Below are 26,039 nucleotides of genomic sequence, written 5' to 3' on the forward strand. Positions count from 1 at the left end.
AGGGAGTCGGGCGGTTTTCACTTCAAGTCAGACAGCTATTTACAGGTCGTACTTTTGCAGCACCGACCGGGTCAGGCTTCGGCTCAGATCCAGCCTTCTGTCCCCCAGTTCCACGATCTCCCGTGAATAGTCTTCTTCGCTCATGGACATGAGGGCTCGTCGATCCTCCAGACTGTTCAGTTCCCGCTCGTAGAACCGATCGTTGTACTCGAGCGCCGAGGTAAAACTCTCTCGCAGGTACCTTTCCCAGAACGGCTGTTCAAGCATGCCATCGATCAGTCCGTTACCCTTTTCCTGGTTGATAACGGTGATGTAAGCCTCATCGATGGCTTTATCGCTGACATCGGCTATGCCGCGGTACAGCATGTGACCGGACTGCCAGGGAAGGCCGAGGCGAGGCGCCAGTGCAGTTTGATAGGCCTGGTAAATCTCGACTTCCTCCGCTCTGCTTGCACGCGAGAGTGAGTCCTTGCGGGCGATTTCGTTGACCCGCTCAAGCCGGGCGGCACCTTTGGCCAGAGTCACCAGTTTGCGTTCGATTTCGGCGGTTGAAGTCGAGTAGTCATAGGCTTGGGTAATGAGTGCCTGCAGCCCCATGATATTGAAGACTTCGGCGCTGGCATCGGCGCAACTGGTCGGTTCTGTGGCGAGGTTGAACAACTGCTCGCGCAATTGGCTATCCAGTTCCATGGCATCGATCAGGTCCCAGACTCGCCGGGTCAGTTGCTCTCGCGTTGGTTCTCCCGTCCGGTAATCGGCAGACTCGGTCAAGCTGTCGATGATCCTGAAAAAGCCTTCGGAGTTGGGCTCGTTGATCAGGTTATCCCAGGCTTCTTCTCGATAGGCCCCCAAGTCCTCGACGTTATTACCCCACAGCCAGGATTCGTCCGGCATCAGCCATTTGGCGCGCGCATTGGCGGCGAGAGGTGCATAGCTGTTCTGTCGTGGCAGACCCGCCGCTTCTCGGTATATGAACAGGGTCTCACGGTCGGCCAAACGCAGCTGGCCGGGGTTGATCCGTGCACGGGCGATCAACCACGCTTCTTCCGATTTCGCAACGACGATGGGGACGGTATCGATCGCGGTGCCGCGCAGGTCGAGGAAAAAACCGCGAGGTCGGTGGACTTTCAACAATCCTTCAGGCCATTCCTTGAGGCCGGTGTGGGCCAGGTTGAGGATTTTCAGACGGGGCATGCGATCGACGTTCGGCGCCTGACCCAGCCGTGGGTTGTGATCGAGTTGAAGGGTCTGCAGGCGGGTCAGATCCTGTATATGCGAGACCGAAACATCATTCAGCGTGATGTCGTTGCCGCTCAGGCGCAGGGTTTCGAGTTTCTTCATTTGAGAGATCGAATCCGGAATATCTTTCAGGGAACAGTTTCGCGCGCTGAACTGGCGAAGCTGCGCAAAATCCTTCAGAAACGCGCGAGGGGCTGTCGGCAGGATCGTATTGTCCAGGTTCAGCGTGGTGATCTGCTTTAGATAGGGGGCCATTTCCTCCGGCAGGTCGACCCATCCGGTACGCAGGTTTATTGGCTGGTTCTCACTGGACAGATCCAGCGTATAACCCCCTTCGTGGCCAATGCCCGGTTCGTCGAATGAACGGGGTGTTCGCCGGAAGCATTCCATCAGGCGCTCCCTGACAAACCTGACCTCTCGAGGGGGCAATTGACCCTCGGAGAGATCACCGAAGCTACCCTCCCAGTTGTTGAGCATTCTGCGAAGTGTTTCCAACTCGTTAGCCAGTCTACTCACAATCTTCAAGCGATCGCTTTCGGAAGGCGGCAGGGAGTTGATGAAGTTGATGCGCTCCCGCTCGCTGAGAGCCGGGTATAGCGCCTGCACTGTTTGCTCGAAGGTCTCGGGAGTTCTGAACCATTTGAAGGCGTGCAACATGTACACCGTTTCTTGCGTGGGCACTGGACGGATCGACGGCTTCAACAGCCAGTCACGGCGTCTCTGCGCCGCTTCGGTCCGTTCGATCAGCCACTTCCTCAATGCCTGCCCCTGACCGGGGACATAACCCGGTTCGCCGCCGGCTTGCTCGGGAATGATCCGCAGCAGCGACTCATACAGATCGAGGGCCTCGAAGCGCTGTCGATGGCCGCCATCGTGGATGTCATAAAGGCCATATTCGTTACGTAAAAGAATCCATACGTTCGCCGCATCCGCAGGTCCGACACTGCAACGTAGCGGACCTTCGAATGTGCCGTCGCGTATGTCGACGCGCAGGTTCTTGTAATCGTCGCTTTGTGCAAACAGTGCATTCAGGGCCAGCCTTTCGGTGTCGGGCGACAGGCGCTCATTGTGGTGAAAACCCTCGCAGGCCCGAACGGCCAGGGTTTCGAACTCGTACTCACGCGCGCGGGTCTTGAGGCTCAACGGCAGGCGTTGCTGTTGGTCGAGCGCTTGGCGTTCACGTTTGGCGGCCTGTGCAACCAGGCGCTCGGCAATGGCGGTGGGCAGCGCCGGATACTGAGTTTGCAAGTGTTGAACTCGAGGATCATCGCTGGCCTCACGAAGTCGATAGGTGTACTCCGAGAGGTCGGTGCTGCGTCCTGTAACCTGTTCATCCAGTCGATCGCGCAAAGCTTGCAGCTGTTGCGCCTTTGGCACTTTTGCTTCGAGCAGCTGCTCAAGTTGCGCCTCATTCAGAAATGCGATCAGCCGTTCTGGCAGGTTGCCGGCCATCACCTCACCAAGACTGATAGTCAGCGTATGTTCCGGATTCGCCTCAGCATGGCCAAAGGTACGGGCCGGCCCACGCAGGTCGGGTTGTTGGTAGACCCTCAACGCACAGTCGGACGGCCAACCGGGCAATTCGGTGACCAGCTGTTCAAACCAGTAGGACGACGGATCCAGAGGTCTGCCCCCGCGAATGTCGGCGCTGGCGGCCTGGACATCATTGAATGCCCGCTGGCGTTTGAGGGTGTCGTCCAGTAGCAATGGCGGCTCGGTGTTCTCGACATGCATATAGCGCAGCGAATCTTCATCCGTGCCGCTGATCTGACGGATGACTTCGAGTTGTTCGGCACTGAGGCCGTCGGTGGCATGGCCGATCCGGCGCATCAGGGTCGCACTGTTCCATTCTTGCGGATTTTCGCCTTCATGGACCCAGGCGCCTCGGCCGTTGTGCTTGAGTTGCGGCGCATAGGCTTCGGTTCGAGCAGGGTGCTGGATACGGTGTTGGCCCAGATCAGAATCGTGGCGGACTTCGTAATGTTGTCCGTCCAGCGGTAGTATTTTTCTGCCTGCATACTCATGCAGCCCCAACGCATCCGGAATCGAATGGTCCGGCAATCGCAGGTCTTTTTGCGCATAAGGCGCGATGTCGGGGTGCCACAGCGTCGGTTTGCCATCGGGCAGCGTGACGGGCTTGAGGCCTTCGACAAATGGAGAGAGCTTGAGACGAAACTCGTTGCCAATGGCAGCACCGGCACCAAACGCAGCCAGTTGGATGACGTCGGTCACAACGCCCACCACATGTTCGGCCAATTCGGTCCATTGCCCCTCAGTCAGGTCCACGATGCCTTCGACCACTTCGGTGGTCAGTTGATACGCGGTATAGGCCAGCATCAACTCACCCAACCCCGGCACGAAGGGGGTGAGCACCAGCAGGGCCGCATTGAAAATGTCCGAGAGCATTTTCTTGAAGTTGTCCCACCAGGCCCAGCGTTCGTCGTCGTCAGCCTTGGCGGTCGACACGGCGATTTCCCGCGCGTCGTTGACGATCTTGTTGACTTTGCTTTGGTACAGATGCTGCCAGAGGTCTTTGTCGATGGGCGAAACCCGGAATTCCAGGTTCGGCTTGTCCACGGAGGTTGTCCGCCATGAGGGGCCGGGATCGAGATGATCTTTCTCATGCCATTGCACCACGCTCAGGCGCTGTTCCAGATCGGCGAAAAAATGCCCGCGTTGTTGCTGATCGATGAACTGGCTGAAAAACTGCCGATAGTTGCTTCGGGACGATGGGAGGGTTTTGTTCTCCCGCAGCTGCCGCGTCAGTTCCACAACAAACTCGAGCCCCGAGGCATATTCTTTCAACGGATGCTCGGGGTCGTGGGGTACATAGGCAATCAGCCTGTCGGTGCCTCGGCTTTGTTCGGTTACGGCGGTGAACAGCACGATACCGGTCAGGGACGCATCCAGCAGCGAGAGCCCGGAACACTGCATGACCTTGCCGTCGAGGGTAGGACCCGCTTGCCCTGCGATCATTGCGCGCACGACGTTGAAAGCGTTGACGCTGATGTCCTTTTTCATCAGGGCCATGTGGGCGGTGGCGTTCAGTGCGGCTTTCTGGCTGCTGGTTGCTTTTTGTTCGAGCACGGCTTGCGAAACCGGTTCTTGAGGTAACAAATATTTCTGCAGGTATCGGTTGTATCGGGTCCCGATGTCCAACTCCCTGCACAGTTGCTTGAATTGATCGATCGACATCCTGGTCTTGAGGGGGGGCACATCGAAGTGCCCGTTTGCATCAGGCTTGCTGATGTAGTCCGAATCGGTGGTAAATGTTTCGGATTGCGCAAAGTTGTGCAGTGCTGCATCCAGCAAAGACACGGTTCGGCTGGCATAACCCGGTTGTATGTCAATGGCATACCACGGCGTTTTTTTGGGGAAGTAAAGACGCAAATAAGTGGACCGTACATCCACGTCAATTCCATGTGTTTCTTTAAGCCTGGCTTTTAGCAGGGGTTCGGCGAAAGTATAAATATCCTGTAACTTTCCGAATGTCTGATCTACCTGATTCTGTGCTTCCCAGGCTTGCAGGTTGGCGGTTTTCAGTGCGTCGTGGCCGGCGGCACCAAACCAGCTCTGGATTGCCAGAGGTGCTGTATTCAGCGCTCGCGCACGATCCGGGGACGCTTTTTTGAATTGAGGGCTGATTGCACTTTTGATGAGTTCGTAATGACGTCCTTTATTTGTTTCTGTAATAGGCGGGGCGACGGAGTTTAAGTTTGGCATCACTATTTATCTGGCGTGGTTGAAAGATAAATAGCGTATCGCTCGGGGCTTAAATAAAAAGCCGGAATTGTTCGTAGGTTATTTCGTATTGATTAGGCGGGGTGCTTTTGATTTTGAATATAAACGATAAATAGTTATGGCCCACGAGCGGCCTGATAACGCTATGGGGCTGCCCTTGCGGGCAGCATCCTCAGCGTCGCACCATTTCAATCGGCAGGCACTGCGTGTGAGTACCTGGTTGCAGGTAGGGGTTGAGAATCGGTGCCATGCCCTTGAGCACTTGCACGGGCAGTGCGGAAGTGAAGGTGAAACTCTCGGCGCTCCGCCCTGGCACGAAGGCGGTGAGGGTGCCGAAGTGGGTATCGCCGATGTAGAACACAAAGGTGGCGGTGCGGTTGATCGATTTTGAACTCAGAATGCGTCCGCCCGAGCCGACCGCTTCGATGCGGTTATCGCCGGTGCCGGTCTTGCCGCCCATGGCCAGGGTTTTGCCATCTGGCGTAGTGAAAGTCCCGGCCACCCGCCTGGCGGTACCGGCATCCACCACCTGGGACAGGGCCTCGCGCAAGGCCGTGGCGACCTCGGACGGCATCACCCGTTTGCCCACATCCGGGTCATTGATCAGTTTGGTTTCATACGGCGTGTTGGCCGCGAAGTGCAGGCTGTCGATACGCAGCGTCGGCATGCGTACGCCGTCGTTGAGAATGGTGCCGATGAGCTCGGCCAGGGCGGCGGGGCGGTCGCCGGAGCTGCCGATGGCGGTGGCCAGCGACGGCACCAGATGGTCGAACGGGTAGCCGACTTTCTGCCAGCGCTGGTGAATGTCGAGAAACGCCTCGATCTCCAGCATGGTGCGGATGCGGTTGTCGCGGGCGCCCTTGTGCCGGCTCTTGAACAGCCAGCTGTAGACTTCCTGGCGCTCGAACTGGCTCGCCTTGACGATGTCCTTGAACGTGGCATCCGGGTGGTTGAGCAGGTAGCCCATCATCCACAGGTCCAGCGGGTGCACCTTGGCGATGAAGCCCTGGTCCGGCAGGTCGTAGGTGCCGGGGCCGTAGGCCAGATAGAGTCGTTCAAGGCGTTCGTCGGTGAGTTTTTCAGTGAGCTTGGTCCCCGAGAGGTGCGAGCGCACGAAGGTGTTGAAGCTTTGCTGACTGGCTTGCGGCAGCAAGTAACGGTGCACGGCGGCCATGCGGATCGGCGTCGGGCGCATGCCATCGAGGAAGGTTTCGAGCCGCGCCTGGGTGTCCTTGTTTTTGTACTTCTTCCAGAACTTCAGCAGGAACGACGTACCCTCGCGGTCGGCGAAGGAGGCCAGGTATTCCTGACGCCGTGGATCGCGGTCGTCCTTGAGCAGTTCGGCGCTGCTGTTGGGGCCTGAGTAGGTGGTGTAGCGCACCAGGTCACGCATCAGGCGAATGAACGGCAGGTTGATCGACTCCCGAATGGCATCGCGCAGGGTCGGCAAGCGGCCGTTGTCTTCCTTGCGGAAGTTATTGAACGTGTGCAGACCACCGCCGGTGAAAAATGCTTCGCCTGGGCTGGCGGAATACTTGCGGTCCAGCGCGGCGTCGAGCAGGGGCGGCAGGCTGCGGTCTTTGTTCTGGATCAGATAATCGACGACCCAGCGGCTCAGGCGATCCTGCTCCGGCACCTCGACTTTCTTCAATTCCGGAACGGTCATGCCGGCATATTTGTCGTGTATTTCGGCAATGATTTGCAGGTAGGTGGTGAGCACGCGCATTTTCGCCGTGGAGCCCAATTCCAGCTTGCTGCCTTCATTGATGTCGAACGGCTGATCGGTGCTGTCGGTCTGCACCCGAACCCGCGAGCCGTCCGGGGTCAGCTCGAAAAGGGTGAAGCTGTAACGCACCTGGGTGGTACTGGTGGGGGTCAGCAAGCGCTCGCCCATCAGGCCGATCTCTGTTGCAAAGGCCGGATCGGCCAGGCGCTTGAGGTATGCGGTGGCTTGGGTTTGCAGGTCACCCTGCAGGGTGCTGGTGGCCGAGAGGTCGAGGCGGTCGAGGTCGTACAGCGGGCGGTTGAGTAACCCGGCCAGGCGACTGCGTGCCACGCTGATGCCCTTGTTGGTTTCGATCGGTTGAATAGTCGGCTGGGTCAACCAGTCTCGATACGTGACCTTGCTGGCCAGTGCCGCATCGGCGAAAGGTCTGTCTATCACGCCGTTCTGCGCCAGCAGGCGGATATGGCTGTCGGTAAGAGTGGCCAGTTCCTCGCGACCCTTGGTCAGGTAATGGGAAGGGCGGCGCTGGGCGATCATCAATGACAACATTTCGCGCAGGGCCAGGCCTTTTTCCGCCAGGCTCTGTGGATCTGTCGCGTTGCTGGCCAGGCGTTCATTGGCCTTGTTGAAGTCGGCGCCGTACCAGACGCGCAAGCCTTCGGCCATGCCGTGCACTTCGCCGTGACCCGGCACCGCCGACAGAGGCACGCTGTTGAGGTAATCGCGTACCACATTCTGCCGGGCCTTGAGGGTTTCCGGCCCTTCCTGATAGGCGCGTACGCTGGCGGAAATCATCTGGCGGATTTTCTCTCCACCCGACGCTGTCAAGCCATCGGGCGAGTGCCGGTACTTCTCAAGCTGCGTCGCCAGGGTGCTGCCGCCCGCCGACTGGCCGGGCAGGTGCAACATCTTGGCAACCTGGGTATAGGCCGCCATGCCGAACCGCGGCCAGTCCACCGCCGGGTTGGCCAGGGGCTGGTGCGGGTCGAGCAGGAAGCGGTTTTCGATGAACAGCAAGCTGTTGACCACCACTGGCGGGATCGACTCGAAGCTGGAATAGAGCTGTTGCGGGTAGTTGAACTGGTACAGCGGCGCCGCCTTGCAATCGGTGATCGACAAACCGGCCTGGATCTTTTCCGCATAGGGCACGAACAAGCCCTTGTCGGTGTAGTTCATCAGCGCCGGGGAAAAGCGGGTCTGGGCGGAAATCACGTAATCACGCTTGAGCAAGCGCGGCAGGAACTCGCCCAGGGAGCTGTAGCCCAGGCGCAGATCGAACGGCCCGGCGCCGGGGTAGTGAATCGCATCGCTGGGGCCGGGTTTGAGTTCATAACTCAAGGTTTTGGCAAACTTGCTGATTTCCCGGGCCTGAAATCGGGAGGTGCGCATCTCCTTGGACGCCGCCAGACCCACGACGACCGCAATAATCAGCAGCAACAACCAGAAAGCCTTCCAGCCGTGTCGGCTACGGCGGGGTTTTTCAGGTAAAGGCGCTTCTTCATCCACTCGTTCAGTCGGGACCACAGTTTTACTCGAATCGGTTTGCCATAAAGCGCCCATAGTCGACTGATCCATTCACGCAGATTGATCGGACTTGTCTGAAGCTTAGTCGGTGGTTGGCGATGGTGAAAAAATTGTGAAGGCCCAATCATCGTGGATCCACTTTGATCGGTGGCTGGCAGGATGGAGGGAGAGGCGGCGGGCTACCTGTATAGGTGGATTCATCTGTGGCGAGGGGATTTAGCGAAACGTCGCACCGCCCCGTTCGGCTGCTTGGCAGTCGAACGGGGATGAATCCCTCGCCACAGGGGATTTCGTCACCATTATGGAGTGAGTTGCTCTGAAACGGCTGAGCTAGACATGTCGACGGGTAAACCGCTGCCAAACGGCGCGAATGACGCCGCACCAATACCGTGCAATACTCGGCGCCGCTTTGAATAGCAGAAAATCCTACAAAATCCAGTCAATCTATCTCCGTAAATTGCGCTTTTGTCGAGAAGTACGCCTGAATTTTGTGGTTTATAGAGTGAAAATATCTGCTGCGAGCTTTTTATACTGCACCCCCCGCTGATCTCGCAGGTTCCCTCCTGCCAGACGGTTCTACCCACGAAGTCGGACCGGTTACGGGAAGCCATGGCTTATCAGCCGGCGCTTCAACACTCGGTGGTCATATCCAATAACAAGACGAGGTTGTACCCCTATGCCAACAGGCAATCACTTGCCCCATGGCGAGACCGCTCAGGGCGGCCCGCTCAAACGCGAACTCGGTGAACGGCATATCCGCCTGATGGCGCTCGGTGCCTGTATCGGTGTCGGCCTGTTTCTGGGTTCGGCCAAGGCCATTGAAATGGCTGGCCCGGCCATCATGCTCTCCTACATCATCGGCGGTCTGGCGATCCTGGTGATCATGCGCGCCCTCGGCGAGATGGCCGTGCACAACCCGGTTGCCGGATCGTTCAGCCGTTATGCCCAGGACTATCTCGGCCCGCTGGCGGGTTTCCTGACGGGTTGGAATTACTGGTTTTTGTGGCTGGTGACCTGTGTCGCGGAGATCACTGCCGTGGCGGTGTACATGGGCGTCTGGTTTCCCGATGTACCGCGCTGGATCTGGGCGCTCGCCGCGTTGGTCAGCATGGGTTCGATCAACCTGATCGCGGTCAAGGCCTTTGGTGAGTTTGAATTCTGGTTCGCCCTGATCAAGATCGTCACCATCATTGCCATGGTGTTGGGCGGTATCGGCATCATTGCCTTTGGTTTCGGTAACGACGGTGTGGCATTGGGGATTTCCAACCTCTGGACCCACGGCGGCTTCATGCCTAACGGTGTGCAAGGCGTGTTGATGTCCCTGCAGATGGTCATGTTCGCTTATCTCGGTGTCGAGATGATCGGCCTGACCGCCGGCGAAGCGAAGAACCCGCAGAAAACCATTCCCAATGCGATCGGCTCGGTGTTCTGGCGGATTCTGCTGTTCTACGTCGGTGCGTTGTTCGTCATCCTGTCGATCTACCCGTGGAACGAAATCGGCACCCAGGGCAGTCCGTTCGTGATGACCTTCGAGCGCCTGGGCATCAAGACTGCCGCTGGCATCATCAACTTCGTGGTGATCACCGCGGCACTGTCGTCGTGCAACGGCGGCATCTTCAGCACCGGGCGCATGCTCTACAGCCTGGCGCAGAATGGCCAGGCCCCGGCAGGCTTCGCCAAAACCTCGAGCAACGGCGTGCCGCGTCGCGCGTTGTTGCTGTCAATCGGCGCCTTGTTGCTGGGCGTGTTGCTCAACTACCTGGTGCCCGAGAAAGTCTTCGTCTGGGTGACGGCGATTGCCACCTTCGGGGCGATCTGGACCTGGGTGATGATCCTGCTGGCCCAGCTCAAGTTCCGCAAAGGTTTGACCGCCAGTGAGCGCGCAGGCCTGAAATACCGCATGTGGCTGTACCCGCTCAGCTCGTATCTGGCGTTGGCGTTTCTGGTGCTGGTGGTTGGCCTGATGGCGTACTTCCCGGATACCCGTGTGGCGCTGTATGTCGGCCCGGCATTCCTGGTGCTGCTGACGGTGTTGTTCTATGTGTTCAAGCTGCAGCCGACCAACTTGCCGCAAGGCGCGGTTCGTACGGTTTCTTGAACCGTAGGAGCGAGCTTGCTCGCGATGGACTCAAGAGCGCCGCGTTTAGTCAGTAAATACGCGTCATCGTTAACGACCATCGCGAGCAAGCTCGCTCCTGCAATTTCAGGCGGGCGCGCTCTGCAAGGGTCGATTCAACCGTTTGTTGAACTCCAGCCACGCCCCCAGCAACGCCATCAACCCGGCGCCTGCCAACGCAGTAAAGATCTGCATGGCAAAGGCATCGTCGGTCAGGGCATTGAGCATGTCCGCCAGCGGCGCCAGCAGCACGCCCAGGCAGAAAATCTCCAATGAGAAGCGACCCATGCGACAGCTTTGCCGTGCCAGCCAGTTTTGCGTCCAGCCGGTATCGGGCAGCAGTTTCGCCGTGACGTAGGCCAGCGCCAGGAAGTGCAGCAGGCGCACGGGCGACAGGTTGGTCTTGCTGATCGGGTACAGCAGATTGCTCAGGCTGGCCGGCATCAGCGCGTCGTGGATTTGCGGCCAGCGCCACGCAACGGTCAACACCCCGGCAACGACGACGTACACCGCCGCGGTCATGAATAATGGCTGGCGCAGTAACGATCGAGTGTCAGGCAGGCGCGGGCGCTGAGCATGAATCGCGGCGGCACCGCCCAACACAAACAGCAGCTGCCAGGCGACCGGGTTGAAGTACCACACGCCATCCTTGATCGCAGCCAGGTTCCAGCCAAACAACGGCACCATCAGGTACACCGCCAGCGACATCGCCACCACCACCCAAGGCTTGCGCACCAGCATCGGCAACACCAGCGGCAACCCGGCCAGCAGCACGATGTACAGCGGCAGCGGGTCCATCAGGTTCGGCTTGAAGCGCAGCAGCAATTCATCGATCAACGCCTGTTGAGGGTCGCTGATGAAGTGATGCATGCCCATTTCCTCCACCAGGTCGCGGGTTTCCACGTGGCTGTTGGCGAAGAACACGATGCCCATCAGCATCGCCAACAGGAAGATGTGCACCACATACAGCACCCATGCACGCCGCAGGATTTTCACGCAGGCGATCAGAAAACCTTCCCGGGCCAGCACTTTGCCGTAGGCCAGCACGGCCGCGTAGCCGGCCAGGAACACGAAGACTTCGGCGGCATCGCTGAAGCCGAAGTTGCGCAGGGTGATTTGACCCAAAGGGTTGTGGGGCACGTGATCCCAGAAAATGAAGATCAGTGCCAGGCCGCGAAAAAAATCGATCCGGTGATCGCGCGCTATCGTCATGACGGCAAGCTCGTAAACAGGTGTTGAACAAAGGAGTAACCGAAGGCGCGCCAGGTTGCCCGCCGCACATCGGCGGCGCGCAGGGTGGCCCGATTCGCCGGTAATTGCAAAGGCGGGGTATTACGGGATGTTGAAGGGGCGTTTAACCGCTGGTCTGAAAGGTGCTCATGCCTGCGATTTCTGACAGTAGACGAGCTCAAATACTTATGGGGAAGTACAACGTCGTCCAGCACAGGATCGTCAGCATGAGACGGTTGTGGAGAGGCTTTTCCAGTTACACGGTGATCGGGGTCGCCAACACCCTCATTCACTGGCAGATCTTTTTCCTGCTGAGCGTCGCAGCGGGTCTGCGGCAGGCTGTCAGCAATCTGGCGGCGTTTTGCGTTGCCGCCTCGTTTTCTTTCTACATGAATGCGCTCTACACCTTTGACAGCAAGGCGTCGGTCGGCGGCTATCTGTTGTTCATGGCGGCGATGGGGGCGTTGAGCTATGGCGTTGGCCATGCCGGTGACTTGTGGCGGTTGCACGGATTGCTGACCGTGGCGTTGTTTTCGGCGTTGAGTCTGGTATTGGGTTTCCTGTTTTCCAAGTACGTGGTCTTTCGCGAGCGCAATACATGAAGATCTCGCTCATCGTTCCGGTGTTCAACGAAGAACAGGCGATCGATGTGTTTTATCAGGCCGTGCGACGAGAGCTGAAACTCGACGATGGCGACGTGGAAATCGTCTTCATCAACGACGGCAGCACCGACCTGACGGCAGAGCGCGCCACGGCCCTGGCGCAAGCGGACGATCAGGTCATGCTGATCAATTTTTCCCGCAACTTCGGCAAGGAGCCGGCGCTGTTTGCCGGTCTGGAGTACGCCACCGGCGACGCGGTGATTCCGATGGATGTCGACCTGCAGGACCCGATCAGCGTGATCCCGCGACTGATCGAACAATGGCGTAACGGTGCGGATGTGGTATTGGCCAAACGCAAGGACCGTCATGCCGACAGCTACCTGAAACGCCACAGCGCCTCGTTGTTCTACCACCTGTTGAATCGCATTTCCTACACCCGGATCGAAGAGAACGTCGGGGACTTCCGCCTCATGGACCGCAAGGTGGTCGATGTGATCCGCACCCTGCCCGAGCATCAATTGTTCATGAAAGGCGTGTTGTCCTGGGCCGGGTTCAACACGGTGGTGGTGGAGTACGAGCGAGCCCGGCGCGTTGCGGGGAAAAGCAAATTCAACGTCTGGAAACTGTGGAACCTGGCGCTGGAGGGCGTGACGTCATTCAGTACCGTGCCGTTGCGCTTGTGGACCTATGTCGGTGGCGGGATCTCGATTTTCGCCGTGCTGTATGCGGTGTACATGGTGCTGGACAAGATTTTCAACGGCAACAGTGTGCCCGGTTACCCTTCATTGATGACCGCCATTCTGTTTCTCGGCGGCGTGCAACTGATCGGGATCGGCATCCTGGGGGAGTACATCGGGCGGATCTACATAGAGGCCAAGCACCGGCCGCGCTACGTGGTCAAAGACATTGTCGGCGGCAAACCGCGACGTGAGCCTTAGCATGGGCAGGTTCAGCGGTTTTTTCGTCAAGGAGCTGGGACGCCGTCAGGTCTGGCTGTTTTTTCTGCTGGCGACCTTTGTGTATGTCGTGCCGCTGATTCTCGCGGACTACCCCTACATCGACGACAACTGGCGTTCGCTCTCGGCCGGCATGGCCTGGGCGGAGCAGGGGCGGTTGTTCACCCAGTTGTTCTACAACGCGCTGACCTTCACCGATGCGGCACCGAATATCTTTCCGTTGCCGTTGTTGATCGCCATCGTGGCCATGTCCTCGGCACTGACCAGCCTGACGTTTCATTATTTTCGTCAGCCGACCATCGCTTGTTGCCTGGTGCTGTTGCCGCTCTGGTACAACCCGTTCTTCCTGCAAAACCTGTCCTATCAATACGATGGTGCGCCCATGGCCCTGAGCCTGGTGGCGGTGATCTACGCCATAACGTTTCGGCATTCTTCGCGCAGCGTGCAATGGCTGGTGCCTTCGTTTCTGATTGCGCTGGCGCTGGGGTTGTATCAGATCAGCCTGAATGTGTTTCTCGGGCTGTGTTGTCTGGAGTTGCTCAGGGCTGCCGACGAAAAAGTGCCCTGGCCTGAGTGGGGCGCCTTGATCGGCTGGAAGCTTGCCCAGGTGCTGCTGGGGTGGCTGATTTACTGCGCCACGGCCTATCCGTTCCTGGGCCAGAATCGTACGTTGCTGCTCAACGGGTCGGCGCATCCGTTGCTGCAAATCGATGTCAATATCGGCCGGGTGCTGGAAAAAGTCATGCTGCTGTTTCATGGCGGATTTATCTGGGTGTTCGCCGTGTTGCTGTTTTGCGCCATTGCCGGGGCAGTTCTGTTGGGAAAGAACATCGTCGGGCGCAAGGAGAGTGTGCCGAAGCGGTTGTCGATCGGCCTGCTGTGCGTGCTGACAGTACCGCTGGTGTTGCTGTTGGTGTCGGGGGTGGCGTTGATCTTTCGCGACTTCAACGAAGGCGCCCGGACCCTGATGGGATTTGCGGTGCTGCTGGTGCTGCTGTTCTATTTGAGCCATCTGGCGCTGGCGTCGGTGCATGAACGATTGCCGCTGCTGTTGCTGGTGCCGCTGTTGGCGATGCTGTCGTTGTCGTTTGCCTACGGCCGGGTGCTGACGGTGCAGAAGACCTTCGCCACCAGCGCGCTCTTCAGCCTTGAGCGCGATATCAGCAGCCATCGCGCCTTGCGCGAAGCCAAGCGTATTTACATGTCAGTGACCTATTCCGATTACTGGTTACTCGGGGCCGCCGGTTCGTTCAAGCAGCTGCCGGTACTGCACTATCTGCTGAACACCGACTTCTACATGCTGGCGGAAAACCTGCCCAAAGTGGGCATCACCAACGTGGTCGCGGAGCGGGATCGGCGCAATGCAACGCGGGTGGGTTATCAGAAATATTCGCCGGTGGTGGAGAGCCCTTACTACCGGATTTACTTGCTGGGTGATTACGGTTTCATCGTCATGAAAGAACCGGCCCCGATCAAATCGCTTCGTTGGTGAAGCGCAGCATTTCGACCCTGACGACTGCGCATTTATAGAACGGTCATTCGTCAGAATGATGAATAGCCTGGTATTTGTGACAGTAGACGCAAGCTGATACGGGGTTCTAGTTTGAAGGCGCCTGAAACAGGAGCGTTTTAAGGAGCCGGCATGAATGCACGATGGAAAAAATTCGGTAGTTACGCGGCCGTCGGCGCCATCAATACGTTTGTTCATTGGCAGATCTTTTTTGTGCTCTTCACTGCTGCGCAGCTCAGCCAAGCTGTCAGCAACTTGGCAGCGTTTTGCGTTGCCGCCTCTTTTGCTTTCTACATGAATGCGCTCTTTACGTTCGATGGACGGGCTTCATTGTTCCGCTATCTGCTGTTTTTAGGCGTCATGGCTTTATTGAGTTTTGCCGCAGGGCACGTTGCTGACATCTGGCGATTGCACGGGTGGGTGACCGTTGCATCGTTTTCATTGCTAAGCCTGTTTTGCGGCTTTTTTTTCGCGGTGTTTGTCGTGTGCAAGGACATCGTCAATAGCGCTGACGAGTGACTTTCGCTGAAGAGGATCGTATGAATGCGACGGAACGCCTGGCCGATGTACACGTGCGACTGCGGTACCTGTCCTTGTACCGCCTGGATATCCTCGTCCTGATCACGCTGGCCCTGATCGTACGATTCCACGGCATCTCCATACCGGTGATCTGGTATGACGAAGCTTACAGCCTGCTGCTGAGCGAGCGTTCTCCAGCACTGATCTGGTCCACTACGGCGGGCGATGTTCATCCGCCGCTTTATTACGTGATCCTGCATTTCTGGATGAAGGTGTTGGGTAATAGTGCGCTGTCTGCACGGAGCCTGAGTGCGCTGGCCGATGTCGGCACACTGTTGCTCTGTACCAAGCTGATGAGTCTGATCGCCACGCGCAGAGCGGCTTGTTTTGCGGGTGTATTGCTGGCGTTGCTGCCGATATCGGTTCGCTACAGCCAGGAAGTGCGTATGTATGCCTTGCTCGGCTTTTGGCTGATGGGGGCCACGGTGGCGTTGGTCTGTTGGGGCCGGCAACCGAGATTGAAACGCTACCCAGTGATATACGTACTGCTGATGACGGCGGCTTTTTACACCCACTACTTTGCGGCACTGTGCGTACTGGTGCATTGGCTGTATTGGCCGGGACTGGGGAGTGGCGATTCTGCGTTGTTGCCTGTCCGCAAATGGCTGATGGCCAATGCCGTGATTGTCGCGCTGTTTTCGCCATGGTTGCCGCATTTCATTCGTCAGGCATGGCACAGGAAAGGACTTGAATGGATAGAGCCCACCACGTTGGACATGTTGCCGGGTCTTGTCTCGCAATACACAGTGATGCTATCGGCGACGGACGGCGGGTTGAGAGGGGCGCTAAGCATCTCGATGTTGATGATTGTCTTTTGCGCGATGGTGTTATGGAAGGGAGATCATGATCGACGCTCTCGCCTCCTGATTGTTCATTACTTCTACATACCCGTGATCAGGGTGTTTTTGTTGTCATTGGCGGTTCCGGTTTTCTATGGCCGATACCTGGTATTTGCTGCGGCCGGTTTACCTATGGTCGTCGGGGGGCGTTGGACCGATTGATCCGGCGCCACGTGTTCATTGTGTGCATCTGTTTAAGCGTGTGCGTCGCGGGAGAGGTACAAGGATTGCGCAGGTTGTATGTGCAGGAGGGTAAAGTGGGGATGGACAGCGTCGCGGAACGCGTCAACCGACTCGCCGAGCCTGGTGATGACATCGTTGTAGACGGCTTGTTCAGGTATTTGCCGTACAGTTACTACAACACCACAGGCATTAAACCCAGGCTCTACATTGACCCGTTGACACCTGTCCATGATAACGGACCCTTTGAGTACGGTGGTTGGTTGCTGGTTCCTCCTCGGGATGACGGTGTGTTCTTCAAGGATGTCTCCACTGTGAAATTCAGCTCCGAACGAGTGTGGTGGGTGACCTTCAAACCCTGGTTCGAAAATGTCCCCAAACAGTGGAAGCATGCGCTGACATTGAGGGGCGTAGACATTGAGGCACGCCTCTACATTTTGAAAGGCGAGCGCTGAGGTCAACTCGAACCTTCAGCGCCGAAACCTTGGGTTATGCCGCTGCTATCTCATGGGGTTCGAAACTGTCCGCCCGCGCCATCTGCCACATCCGCGAGTAGAACTCGCCATTCACTTCCCCGGTCAGCAACTCTCCAGGCTTGAGGAACACGTGCAGTTGCGAGAACAGTTTGATCTCGGTTGCCGACATGCGCCGCACCAGGTGCTTGGCCGATAACTGAGAGGGGTGTTCAAGGCCGGCGGCCGCCAGCATTTCCGCCAGGCCCTTGAGGGTGTTGCGGTGGAAGTTGTAGACGCGCTGGGCCTTGTCCGGCACCACCAGCGCGCGCTGGCGCAGGGTGTCCTGGGTGGCGACGCCGGTCGGGCATTTGTTGGTGTGGCAGCTCTGCGACTGGATGCAACCGATGGCGAACATGAAGCCGCGCGCCGAGTTGGCCCAGTCGGCACCGATGGCCAGGACGCTGGCGATGTCGAAGGCGCTGACGATCTTGCCGCTGGCGCCGAGTTTGATTTTGTCCCGCAGATTCAGGCCCACCAGGGTGTTGTGCACGAACAGCAACCCTTCGCGCATCGGCACGCCGATGTGGTCGGTGAACTCCACGGGCGCGGCACCGGTGCCGCCTTCCTTGCCGTCGATCACGATGAAGTCCGGGAGAATACCGGTTTCCAGCATGGCCTTGGCGATGCCCATGAACTCCCACGGATGACCGAGGCAGAACTTGAAGCCTACCGGTTTACCGCCGGACAACTCACGCAGCTGCTGGATGAAATGCATCATCTCGATCGGCGTGGAAAATGCGCTATGGCGTGACGGTGAGATGCAGTCCTCGCCCATGTTGATGCCGCGGGTGTCGGCGATTTCCTGGGTGACCTTGTGCTTGGGCAGGATGCCACCATGACCAGGCTTGGCACCCTGGCTCATCTTGATTTCGATCATCCGCACTTGCGGGGTTTGCGCCTGCGCGGCGAAGCGTTCCGGGTCGAAGCGGCCGTCGGCGGTGCGGCAGCCGAAATAGCCGCTGCCCAGTTCCCAGGTCAGGTCGCCACCGTGTTCACGGTGATAAGGGCTGATGCTGCCTTCGCCGGTGTCGTGGGCGAAGTTGCCGAGTTTGGCGCCCTGGTTCAACGCACGGATGGCGTTGGCGCTGAGCGAGCCGAAGCTCATGGCCGAGATGTTGAACACCGAGGCGGAGTACGGCTGGGTGCATTGCGGGCCGCCGACCGTGACCCGGAAACCGCTGGGGTCACTCAAGGGTGCCGGGCGCATGGAGTGGCCGATAAATTCGAAGCCCGATTGATAGACATCGATCAAGGTACCGAAGGGCTTGTCGGCGCTTTCATTCTTGGCTCGGGAATAGACCAGCGAGCGCTGAGCCCGGGAAAAGGGCAGGGCATCGCTGTCGGATTCGAGCAGGTACTGGCGAATTTCCGGGCGAATACCTTCGACCAGGTAGCGGATGTTGCCGAGGATCGGGTAATTACGACGGACCGCATGGGGGCTTTGCAGCAAGTCGCCTATGCCGATCAGACTGAGCACGCCGGTGATGGCGGTGATTGGCCAGAGCCAGTCGTGTTCGAGGAAAGGCAGGCTGGCGAGGGTGAATATCACGCAGACGGCAAAGAAGGCGTAGCGGCTCAGGAGTGACAGGCTCATACGGTTTCCTTGGATTCGGACTCAAATTTACTCGGCACACCCTTTTATGAAGGAGCAAAGCTTGCTCGCGATTGCGCCGTGTCAGGCAATAGATTTTTGATTGAATGATCACAATCACGAGCAAGCTTTGTTTCTGCAAATAGGTGTTGCACCAGGCATTCTGCGCTCGTCGGTAAACCGTGAACAAGGCGTGATCTCAGTCCTCGCCCGATACAAGCCTCTCGTCCTTCGTTGAAAACACTAGTGGCAGACGCGGTATGGCCGAACCGAAACCTTGCAGCCGTTCGCCTGTTTTGACCTTGAAGCGCGCCTGATTCTCAGTGGTGGAACTGCCTCCAGCGAACACCGTGAACGTTCCCGGCTCGATGACTCGGACAAAATCCTTGTCCAACAGGGCAAAGTCTTCCTTATCAAGCATAAAACGCACGGTGCCTGCTTCACCCGGCTGCAGGCTTACCCGTGTAAACCCGCGCAAGCTGCGTACCGGGCGAGTCACACTGGCGACATCGTCGCGCAAATACAGCTGAACAACTTCCTCTCCCTCTCGCTGGCCGGTGTTGTGGACCGTCACGTCTATCGACAGGGTTTCACTGGATGTCAGTTCTGTTTTACTGAGTTTCGGTTTGTCGTAGGCAAAGGTTGTGTAGCTCAGGCCAAAGCCGAATGGATAAAGGGGCGTCCAGGGTTGATCAATGTACTTCGAGGTAAAAAATGAATCTGCTCTCGGTGCGCGACCAGTCTTCTTGTGCCCATAATAAATGGGCACTTGACCTACCGACCGGGGGAAAGTAACAGGGAGTTTGCCGCTTGGATTCACATCGCCGAATAATACGTCGGCCACACCATTGCCCATCTCGGAACCCAGAAACCAGGCTTCGAGTATGGCCGGGACCTGCTCGTCCAGTGTCGGAACCGTCAGTGGACGACCGTTCATGAGGATGACAACCAAGGGTTTTCCCGTTTCGATTAAACGTGTCAAGAGCGTTTCCTGGGCTCCGGCCAGACCCAGAAATGCGCGGCTGTTTGCTTCGCCGCTCATGTCCGAACTCTCGCCGAGCACGGCGATCGTGACGTCGGCAGCCTGGGCGGCAATGACTGCTTTGTCGATTCCCGAAATGTCATTGCTGTCGGGAGAGGCTCCAGATACATAAACAAGATAGGTGTCTGGTGATACCGCCCGCTCTATACCTTCCAGTACGGTAATCGTCTCATCAACGCGTCCGATGCCCGGGAAAGAACCAAGCGAGGACGTCGAATCGGTAGCCAGTGCACCCACTACAACGAGCCGTTGGATGTTTTTGCTCAAAGGCAACAGCCCTCCCTCGTTTTTCAGAAGAACGATGGATTTTTGTGCGGCTGCCCGTGCCAGGGCGCGATTGTCGGGTGTGATAGTCGGAGCTTGTTCCGGAGCGGGATCAATGTAGCGAAAAGGATCGTCGAAGAGGCCCAGTTTTTGTTTTGCCTGGAGTATGCGTCGAACAGCATCGTCCAGCGAGCGCTGGGACACTTCACCGTTTTTTATCAACATCGGCAGGTTCTTCGCGAAGATGCCGCCAGCCAGGTCTACGTCCACCGTAGCCTTCATCGCCAATTGGACGGCAGTTGCCGGCAGGGCTGCGGCGCCATGCTCCATCAATTCCACCACGCCGGTGTAGTCGCTGATGACAATACCGTCGAAACCCCATTGGCGGCGAAGCACCCCTTCGATTAGCGGTTGACTGGCGTGCATCGGTGTTCCGGATATCTCGTTGAAGCCCGCCATTATCGCATCGACGCCAGCTTCCACCGCGGCGCGAAACGGCGGCAGATAGGTTTCGTGCAGCGTGCGCTCCGAGATATCGACTGTGTTGTAGTCACGCCCGCCCTCTGCTGCTCCATAAGCTACAAAATGCTTGGCGGTGGCGAGCATCATCGGTGCCGATTCTTCATCGAGGCCATGGAGGCCGCGAATGCGCGCTGCCGCCAGTGCCGAAGCCAGGAAGGGATCTTCGCCCGCACCTTCCGTCACCCTTCCCCAGCGTGGATCACGCGCAATATCGACCATGGGTGCCAAAGTCCAGCGCAATCCACTGGCTGTAGCTTCCGCGGCGGCAGCACGGGTTGTGCGTTGTGCCAGGTCCGGATCCCAGCTCGCGGCTTCGGCAAGTGGAATCGGGAAGACAGTGCGAAAGCCATGCACCATGTCATATGAAAACAATAGCGGAATGTGCAGACGCGACTCTTTAATAATCCTGTCTTGCAATTGACGCGTAGCTTCGGCGCCGTAGGTCCCGATGACGGCGCCGGTTTCCGGCGGGACATAATCGTCATCCCCTTTATTGTTTCTGATGGGGTTGGATTTGTTATACCTCGGCCACAGCGTGAGCTGGCCTGCCTTCTCTTCCGGTGTCATTTGTCTGAGCAGATGCTCGACCCGGTCAGCACCGACGGGGTCAATGGCTGAATGAACCTGACCTGCTTCCATTGGGGGGCTGGTTGCGATGATGGCGAATGTAATGTAGCGGCAGATATCAAGAGTCCTGATATCGCTGAGGTTGGGCAGAATGGATGACACCGCTGCGTCCTGCATGATGGAGCCATTGAGGGTTCGAACCCCAGAGCGGGTAACTTCAGAGCGTGCCCGGCCTCCAGGCAGGGCTGAATACAACCACAGGAAATCGTGGTGGAGCGTTCAACCCGTGTCGTTGATTGTTCATGAGGGGGGGCGGTGATTTCTACTGTCAGAAGTAACAGGTTTTGCGCGTGTTAGATGAACGGTAGGGTGACCGGATGTCGCCCGTCAGGCATTTTGTGCCTGGAGAAAAATCGAAAACAGCTCGGACTGGGACTTGATCCCCAGCTTGCTGTACATGTGTTTCTTATGGACTTTCACGGTTTCTATCGAGATCTCCAGTTTGCGCGCGATCTCCTTGCTGGAGCAGCCACTGAGCATCAGGCGCCCGACATCCAGCTCCCGGGCGGTCAATTGCGCGCCCTTGAGTTGCTGCACCGAGGCTTCCAGTTGTACCCGCCAGTCGCCTTGTACCGGGGCAGGCGCCAAGGCCACCACTTCGTTGATCTCGTACGGCAGGCGCTGGCGCAGCAGGCCCAGCACCCACGGCGCAATCAGCGACAGCAAGGCAATCTGCTGCGCGCTGAAACGCTGCTTGCTGCCCAGGGACAGGCACAGCGTGCGGTCGCCTTCAAGCTGGCAATTAAACTGGATTTCGTCGGCCACGACATTCACACGAAAGTATCGTTGATAGTACTCGGTGAGTTCGAAATGCTCCGGCGCCACTTCCGATAAACGATATAAACCCGTGCGCGACTGCTCGCGGCAGGCGATGTAGAACGGATCGAGCAGGTACAACCCGCGCAGATAATCCTGGAACAACTGGTCGGGGCTGCCGTCAATGCCCGGGCATTCGGCGAACACTTGCGGGTGCTGGTCGGCGCTGAACAGCAGCGCGACCCAACTGTCGCAGGGCACGTATTGATCCAGCAATCGGACAAGCTGCGTCCAGAAGTTGGGCTTGTCCAGGGCGTCGATCAGTTGCCCCACCGAACGGTGCCAGGCGATGTCTTCCAACGAGAGTGTCATGCATCTACCCCTATCGTGTTACCCCAGCGGCGTGATTTCCGGGCCGCCCGCTTGCTGCGCATACTGGCGCACAGACAGCGACCGGGCAATCTTTCCGGCGTTCAGAACAAGGACTACCCATGAAAGTCGAACTCGCCCAATTGGCGGGCCGTGACAACGACACGGCTTACAACCTCGAACGCGCCCTGGCGGCCATCAATGCCTGCGCCGCCGATACGCAACTGATCATGTTTCCGGAAAGCCACTTGATGGGTTTCCCGTCGGCCGAGTCGGTGGCCGAGGTCGCCGAACCCCTGGACGGCCCGACCGTCAGCGCGATTGTCACCGCCGCCCGTGAACGCAACATCGCCGTGGTCGTCGGTACTGCCGAGAGCGACAACGGCCGTTTCTATAACACCACGCTGTTGATCACCCCCGAAGGCATTGCGCTGAAGTATCGCAAGACGCACCTGTGGGCGTCGGATCGCGGCGTCTTTGAAGCGGGCGATCGCTACACCACTTGCCTGTGGAACGGCGTGCGTGTCGGCCTGCTGATTTGCTACGACATCGAATTCCCGGAAACCGCCCGCGCCTTGGCGCAGCTGGGTGCCGAGTTGCTGCTGGTGACCAACGGCAACATGGACCCCTACGGCCCGACCCACCGCACCGCGATCATGGCCCGCGCCCAGGAAAACCAGGCGTTTGCGCTGATGGTCAACCGGGTGCAAGAGGGTGACGGCGGTTTGCTGTTCGCCGGCGGCAGTGCACTGGTGGATCCGCTGGGCACGCTGCTGTTCGAGGCCGGGCGTGAGGAGGGGCAGTTTGCGGTGGAACTGGACCTGAGCCGGTTGACGGCGGCGCGCCAGGATTATCGGTACCTGGATGATCAGCGGCTGAAGTTGCCCGGTGAATTGATTGAGCATGCCAGTGGACTGCGGGAGTTGATGATTCCTGCGCGTTGATCCGGATTCTGTATTGACCGGGCTGACGCCATCGCTGGCTTGCCAGCGAAGAGGCCCCAACAGCCAACACACCTGTTTGACCTATCCAAGAACAACAAAGCAACACCCGAAAACCCTGCGCCGAACTCGGCTCTGCCATAAATCCAATAACATCCGGAGTAGTCGCTCATGGCTCGTTTGCAACGCACCCTGTCATTAGGGTCGGTGGTGCTGTTCGGCATCGCCTACATGACGCCGATCATTGTGCTCGGCACCTTTGGCATTCTCGCCCAATCCACCGCCGGCAGGGTGCCCGCCGCTTATCTCGCGGCGCTGGTGGCGATGTTCTTCACCGCCATGAGCTATGGGCGCATGGCCTCGGCCTTCCCGGTTGCCGGTTCGGCCTACAGCTATGTGCGCAAGGCCATCAGCCCGAAACTGGGCTTCATCGCCGGTTGGGCGGTGTTGCTCGATTACCTGTTCCTGCCGATGGCGATCTGGCTGATCGGTGCCGCTTACCTGAACTCCGCTTTCCCGGCGGTACCGCAGTGGGTCTGGGTGCTGGCGTTCATTGGCATCACCAGCGCGATCAACATCGTCGGCCTGAAACTGGCCAACGGCATCAACGCCTTGCTGATGCTGGTGCAGTTCCTCGTGCTGGTGGCCTTTGTCGCGCTCTGTGTGCATTACGTTGGCGGCGATGCAAGCACACCGCTGTGGTCGATCAAACCGTTCTTCAACGGCGACATGCAAATGCCGTTGATCATGAGCGGCGCGGCCATCGCCTGTTATTCGTTCCTCGGTTTTGACGCGGTCAGCACCCTGACCGAAGAAACCCGCGACCCACGTCGCACCATTCCCCGGGCGATCATGCTGATCACCCTGATCGGCGGGCTGATTTTCGTCTGTGTCTCGTATTTCGTGCAGATCGCCCATCCGTCGTTCCAGTTCGACAGCGTCGATTCGGCGGCCTATGAAATTGCCCGCAACATCGGCGGCGACCTGTTCGTCTCGATCTTCCTGATCGGCCTGATCGTCGGCCAGTTCGCCTCGGGTTTGTCGGCCCAGGCCAGCGGTTCGCGTTTGCTGTACGCCATGGGCCGTGACGGCGTGCTGCCGAAATCGTTTTTCGGCACCCTGCACGAACGCTTCGGCACGCCGATCAACAGCATCCTGCTCTGCGCCGTGGTGGCCTTGCTGGCGCTGAAACTCGACGTCACCACCTCGACCTCGTTCATCAACTTCGGCGCGTTCCTGGCCTTCAGCCTGGTGAACCTGTCGGTGATCTTCCATTACTGGATCGGTGGCGAGCAAAAAGGCCTGCGCGAACGGGTGCTGTTCCTGATCTTCCCCTTCATCGGCCTGGTGGCGGACCTGTGGCTGATGGTCAGCCTTGACCGCCTGGCGATCTACCTCGGCCTGAGCTGGCTGGCGATTGGTGTGGTGTATCTGGCGGTGTTGACCGGCGGTTTCCGTCGTCAGCCACCGGAGATGGACTTCCAGGAAGCCGCGTAAGTACCCGTGCAGGAGGCCTTTGCTCACCAGCGGCGGACATGTGATCCTTGCCGCTTTTGAGTCAAAGGCCTTTGTTCATGTCGACGTTTTCTGCCCAACCCACCGGATTTATCCACATCGCCGCCGCCCTGTTGATTGGCCCTGACGGTCGAACGCTACTGGTGCGCAAGCGCGGCACCGAGGCCTTCATGCAGCCGGGCGGCAAGATCGAAGCCCATGAACAACCGGCTAACGCTTTGGCCCGTGAACTGGAAGAAGAGCTGGGGCTGGTCATCGATCCGGCGCACGCCACCTTCCTCGGCCAGTTCTCGGCACCCGCCGCCAACGAACCGGGCTTTGTGGTCAAGGCCGAGATTTTTCTGTTGGGTATTGATTCAGACGTCACCCCGGCTGCCGAGATCGAAGAGGTGATCTGGATCGATCCGGCCACCGACGGCGACGTCACGCTGGCACCATTGACAAGGGACCTGATCCTGCCGTTTTATCGGGCTTCGCTGATCGCGACCGCCTGATCATTCAAGCAAAGGACCCGCCATGATCCCGCTGCAAGACTTGTTGATTTTCGCCGCCGCCGCGTTGCTGATGGTACTGACGCCGGGGCCGAACATGATCTACCTGATATCCCGTTCGATCTGCCAGGGCCGCAAGGCCGGCGTGACTTCGTTGCTGGGGGTGGTCGCCGGGTTTTTCGTGCACCTGTTCGCCGCCGCTGCCGGTTTGACCGCGGTGTTCCTGGCGGTGCCGATGGCTTATGAAGTGCTGAAGTGGGCGGGTGCGTTGTACCTGCTATGGCTGGCCTGGCAGGCGGTCAAACCCGGTGCGCGTTCGCCGTTCGAAGCGCAACAGTTGCCGCCGGATTCGTCGCGCAAATTGATCACCATGGGCTTTCTCACCAGCGCCCTGAACCCCAAGATCGCGGTGTTTTACCTGTCGGTATTTCCGCAGTTCATCACCCCTGAACACGGTTCGGTGTTCACCCAAAGCATCCTGCTGGGCCTGACCCAGATCAGCGTCAGTTTCAGCGTCAATCTGCTGATCGCCCTGTTTGCCGCCGGCATAGCTTCGTGGTTCGTCAACAACCCGACCTGGCTGGCGATGCAGCGTTATTTCATGGGTTTTGTGCTGTCGGCGCTGGCGCTGAGGCTGATGCTTGAACAACGCCGGATGGCCTGAGCATGTGGATTCAGCGACTGGACGCCAGCCATGCCCTGGACTACCGGGCGCTGATGCTTGAAGCCTATGACCGGCATCCGCAGGCATTCACCTCCAGCGTGCGCGAGCGGGCTTCAATGCCGCTCGGTTGGTGGGAATCGCGCCTGACCGGCAAGCTCGATGTGGTGTTCGGCGCGTTCGAGGACGGGCGGCTGGCGGGCATCGTCGGGCTGGCCTTCGAACCCCGGGAAAAGGCCCGGCACAAGGCGACGCTGTTTGGCATGTACGTGTCCGCCAACGTGCGCCAGCGGGGGCTGGGCCATCAACTGGTGCAGGCGGTTTTGGCCGAAGCGCGCCGGCACCCGGCATTGCGGTTGATCAAGTTGACCGTCACCGCGGGCAACGATGCGGCGTTCAACCTGTACCGACGCAATGGGTTTATCCAGTTCGGCCTGGAACCGATGGCGGTGCGGGTGGGTGAGGAGTATTTCGACAAGATCCACATGTGGCGCGAGCTCTAA

18 protein-coding genes are annotated in these 26,039 nt (G+C 58.5%); 12 read left to right on the forward strand and 6 right to left on the reverse strand.

Going from position 1 to position 26,039, the window contains the following annotated elements; genetic code table 11:
• Window positions 1–39: 39 nt before the first annotated feature.
• Together AC07ZE_RS05935 and AC07ZE_RS05940 are read right to left on the reverse strand one after the other, a co-directional pair.
• Complete coding sequence (locus tag AC07ZE_RS05935; RefSeq protein WP_310650359.1) at window positions 40–4,962, reverse strand: NEL-type E3 ubiquitin ligase domain-containing protein; 4,923 nt, start codon at window positions 4,960–4,962, stop codon at window positions 40–42.
• Between the two features lie 190 nt (window positions 4,963–5,152).
• Window positions 5,153–8,266, reverse strand: a complete 3,114-nt coding sequence (locus AC07ZE_RS05940) for a transglycosylase domain-containing protein (RefSeq protein ID WP_207262322.1) — start codon at window positions 8,264–8,266, stop codon at window positions 5,153–5,155.
• Between the two features lie 640 nt (window positions 8,267–8,906).
• Here AC07ZE_RS05940 and AC07ZE_RS05945 point away from each other — a divergent pair.
• Complete coding sequence (locus AC07ZE_RS05945; protein ID WP_207262324.1) at window positions 8,907–10,328, forward strand: amino acid permease; 1,422 nt, start codon at window positions 8,907–8,909, stop codon at window positions 10,326–10,328.
• 105 nt (window positions 10,329–10,433) lie between these two features.
• Here AC07ZE_RS05945 and AC07ZE_RS05950 read toward each other — a convergent pair whose 3' ends face one another.
• The gene (locus tag AC07ZE_RS05950; RefSeq protein WP_207262326.1) at window positions 10,434–11,558 is read right to left on the reverse strand and encodes an OpgC family protein; all 1,125 of its coding nucleotides are present in this window, start codon (window positions 11,556–11,558) and stop codon (window positions 10,434–10,436) included.
• A 245-nt stretch (window positions 11,559–11,803) separates the two neighbouring features.
• On the opposite strand from AC07ZE_RS05950, the gene AC07ZE_RS05955 reads away from it, so the two are divergent.
• From AC07ZE_RS05955 to AC07ZE_RS05980, 6 genes are all read left to right on the forward strand, one after another.
• A complete protein-coding gene (locus AC07ZE_RS05955; RefSeq protein WP_095193713.1) occupies window positions 11,804–12,178 on the forward strand; it encodes a GtrA family protein in 375 nt (124 codons plus the stop codon).
• Window positions 12,175–13,116: a glycosyltransferase family 2 protein gene (locus AC07ZE_RS05960; RefSeq protein WP_207262328.1), complete on the forward strand. Its 942-nt coding sequence runs from the start codon at window positions 12,175–12,177 to the stop codon at window positions 13,114–13,116. Before AC07ZE_RS05955 ends, AC07ZE_RS05960 begins: the two co-directional genes overlap by 4 nt.
• 1 nt (window position 13,117) lies before the next feature.
• On the forward strand, window positions 13,118–14,626 hold the full coding sequence (locus AC07ZE_RS05965; RefSeq protein WP_207262330.1) for a glucosyltransferase domain-containing protein: 1,509 nt from the start codon (window positions 13,118–13,120) through the stop codon (window positions 14,624–14,626).
• Between the two features lie 150 nt (window positions 14,627–14,776).
• Window positions 14,777–15,163, forward strand: coding sequence for a GtrA family protein (locus tag AC07ZE_RS05970; RefSeq protein WP_207262338.1), 387 nt, complete (start codon window positions 14,777–14,779; stop codon window positions 15,161–15,163).
• A 20-nt stretch (window positions 15,164–15,183) separates the two neighbouring features.
• Window positions 15,184–16,224, forward strand: coding sequence for a glycosyltransferase family 39 protein (locus AC07ZE_RS05975; protein WP_259331931.1), 1,041 nt, complete (start codon window positions 15,184–15,186; stop codon window positions 16,222–16,224).
• 101 nt (window positions 16,225–16,325) lie between these two features.
• Window positions 16,326–16,697 carry a hypothetical protein gene (locus tag AC07ZE_RS05980; RefSeq protein WP_259331932.1) on the forward strand — a complete coding sequence of 124 codons (372 nt, stop codon included), beginning with the start codon at window positions 16,326–16,328 and terminating at the stop codon, window positions 16,695–16,697.
• Between the two features lie 34 nt (window positions 16,698–16,731).
• On the opposite strand, the gene AC07ZE_RS05985 is transcribed toward AC07ZE_RS05980, so the two are convergent.
• From AC07ZE_RS05985 to AC07ZE_RS05995, 3 genes are all read right to left on the reverse strand, one after another.
• Window positions 16,732–18,351, reverse strand: a complete 1,620-nt coding sequence (locus AC07ZE_RS05985) for an FMN-binding glutamate synthase family protein (protein WP_207262340.1) — start codon at window positions 18,349–18,351, stop codon at window positions 16,732–16,734.
• 196 nt (window positions 18,352–18,547) lie between these two features.
• Complete coding sequence (bglX, locus tag AC07ZE_RS05990; RefSeq protein ID WP_310650360.1) at window positions 18,548–20,905, reverse strand: beta-glucosidase BglX; 2,358 nt, start codon at window positions 20,903–20,905, stop codon at window positions 18,548–18,550.
• Between the two features lie 225 nt (window positions 20,906–21,130).
• Window positions 21,131–21,931, reverse strand: a complete 801-nt coding sequence (locus AC07ZE_RS05995) for a helix-turn-helix transcriptional regulator (protein WP_207262342.1) — start codon at window positions 21,929–21,931, stop codon at window positions 21,131–21,133.
• Between the two features lie 119 nt (window positions 21,932–22,050).
• Here AC07ZE_RS05995 and AC07ZE_RS06000 point away from each other — a divergent pair, with 119 nt between their 5' ends.
• The 5 genes from AC07ZE_RS06000 (at window position 22,051) to AC07ZE_RS06020 (ending at window position 26,039) form a co-directional block, all read left to right on the forward strand.
• Window positions 22,051–22,872 carry a carbon-nitrogen hydrolase family protein gene (locus AC07ZE_RS06000; RefSeq protein WP_207262344.1) on the forward strand — a complete coding sequence of 274 codons (822 nt, stop codon included), beginning with the start codon at window positions 22,051–22,053 and terminating at the stop codon, window positions 22,870–22,872.
• A 168-nt stretch (window positions 22,873–23,040) separates the two neighbouring features.
• Window positions 23,041–24,366: an APC family permease gene (locus AC07ZE_RS06005; protein WP_207262346.1), complete on the forward strand. Its 1,326-nt coding sequence runs from the start codon at window positions 23,041–23,043 to the stop codon at window positions 24,364–24,366.
• 77 nt (window positions 24,367–24,443) lie between these two features.
• Complete coding sequence (locus tag AC07ZE_RS06010; protein WP_207262348.1) at window positions 24,444–24,878, forward strand: NUDIX hydrolase; 435 nt, start codon at window positions 24,444–24,446, stop codon at window positions 24,876–24,878.
• Window positions 24,879–24,900: 22 nt separating this feature from the next.
• Complete coding sequence (locus tag AC07ZE_RS06015) at window positions 24,901–25,539, forward strand: LysE family translocator (RefSeq protein ID WP_095197157.1); 639 nt, start codon at window positions 24,901–24,903, stop codon at window positions 25,537–25,539.
• A gap of 2 nt (window positions 25,540–25,541) precedes the next feature.
• Complete coding sequence (locus AC07ZE_RS06020) at window positions 25,542–26,039, forward strand: GNAT family N-acetyltransferase (RefSeq protein ID WP_207262350.1); 498 nt, start codon at window positions 25,542–25,544, stop codon at window positions 26,037–26,039.

Source organism: Pseudomonas sp. GW101-3H06 (assembly GCF_059424605.1).

Coding starts and splice junctions, on each gene's coding strand:
- AC07ZE_RS05935 (WP_310650359.1), bottom strand. CDS start 4,962: ATGCCAAACTTAAACTCCGTCGCCCCGCCTATTACAGAAACAAATAAA.
- AC07ZE_RS05940 (WP_207262322.1), bottom strand. CDS start 8,266: ATGGGCGCTTTATGGCAAACCGATTCGAGTAAAACTGTGGTCCCGACT.
- AC07ZE_RS05945 (WP_207262324.1), top strand. CDS start 8,907: ATGCCAACAGGCAATCACTTGCCCCATGGCGAGACCGCTCAGGGCGGC.
- AC07ZE_RS05950 (WP_207262326.1), bottom strand. CDS start 11,558: ATGACGATAGCGCGCGATCACCGGATCGATTTTTTTCGCGGCCTGGCA.
- AC07ZE_RS05955 (WP_095193713.1), top strand. CDS start 11,804: ATGAGACGGTTGTGGAGAGGCTTTTCCAGTTACACGGTGATCGGGGTC.
- AC07ZE_RS05960 (WP_207262328.1), top strand. CDS start 12,175: ATGAAGATCTCGCTCATCGTTCCGGTGTTCAACGAAGAACAGGCGATC.
- AC07ZE_RS05965 (WP_207262330.1), top strand. CDS start 13,118: ATGGGCAGGTTCAGCGGTTTTTTCGTCAAGGAGCTGGGACGCCGTCAG.
- AC07ZE_RS05970 (WP_207262338.1), top strand. CDS start 14,777: ATGAATGCACGATGGAAAAAATTCGGTAGTTACGCGGCCGTCGGCGCC.
- AC07ZE_RS05975 (WP_259331931.1), top strand. CDS start 15,184: ATGAATGCGACGGAACGCCTGGCCGATGTACACGTGCGACTGCGGTAC.
- AC07ZE_RS05980 (WP_259331932.1), top strand. CDS start 16,326: ATGGACAGCGTCGCGGAACGCGTCAACCGACTCGCCGAGCCTGGTGAT.
- AC07ZE_RS05985 (WP_207262340.1), bottom strand. CDS start 18,351: ATGAGCCTGTCACTCCTGAGCCGCTACGCCTTCTTTGCCGTCTGCGTG.
- AC07ZE_RS05995 (WP_207262342.1), bottom strand. CDS start 21,931: ATGACACTCTCGTTGGAAGACATCGCCTGGCACCGTTCGGTGGGGCAA.
- AC07ZE_RS06000 (WP_207262344.1), top strand. CDS start 22,051: ATGAAAGTCGAACTCGCCCAATTGGCGGGCCGTGACAACGACACGGCT.
- AC07ZE_RS06005 (WP_207262346.1), top strand. CDS start 23,041: ATGGCTCGTTTGCAACGCACCCTGTCATTAGGGTCGGTGGTGCTGTTC.
- AC07ZE_RS06010 (WP_207262348.1), top strand. CDS start 24,444: ATGTCGACGTTTTCTGCCCAACCCACCGGATTTATCCACATCGCCGCC.
- AC07ZE_RS06015 (WP_095197157.1), top strand. CDS start 24,901: ATGATCCCGCTGCAAGACTTGTTGATTTTCGCCGCCGCCGCGTTGCTG.
- AC07ZE_RS06020 (WP_207262350.1), top strand. CDS start 25,542: ATGTGGATTCAGCGACTGGACGCCAGCCATGCCCTGGACTACCGGGCG.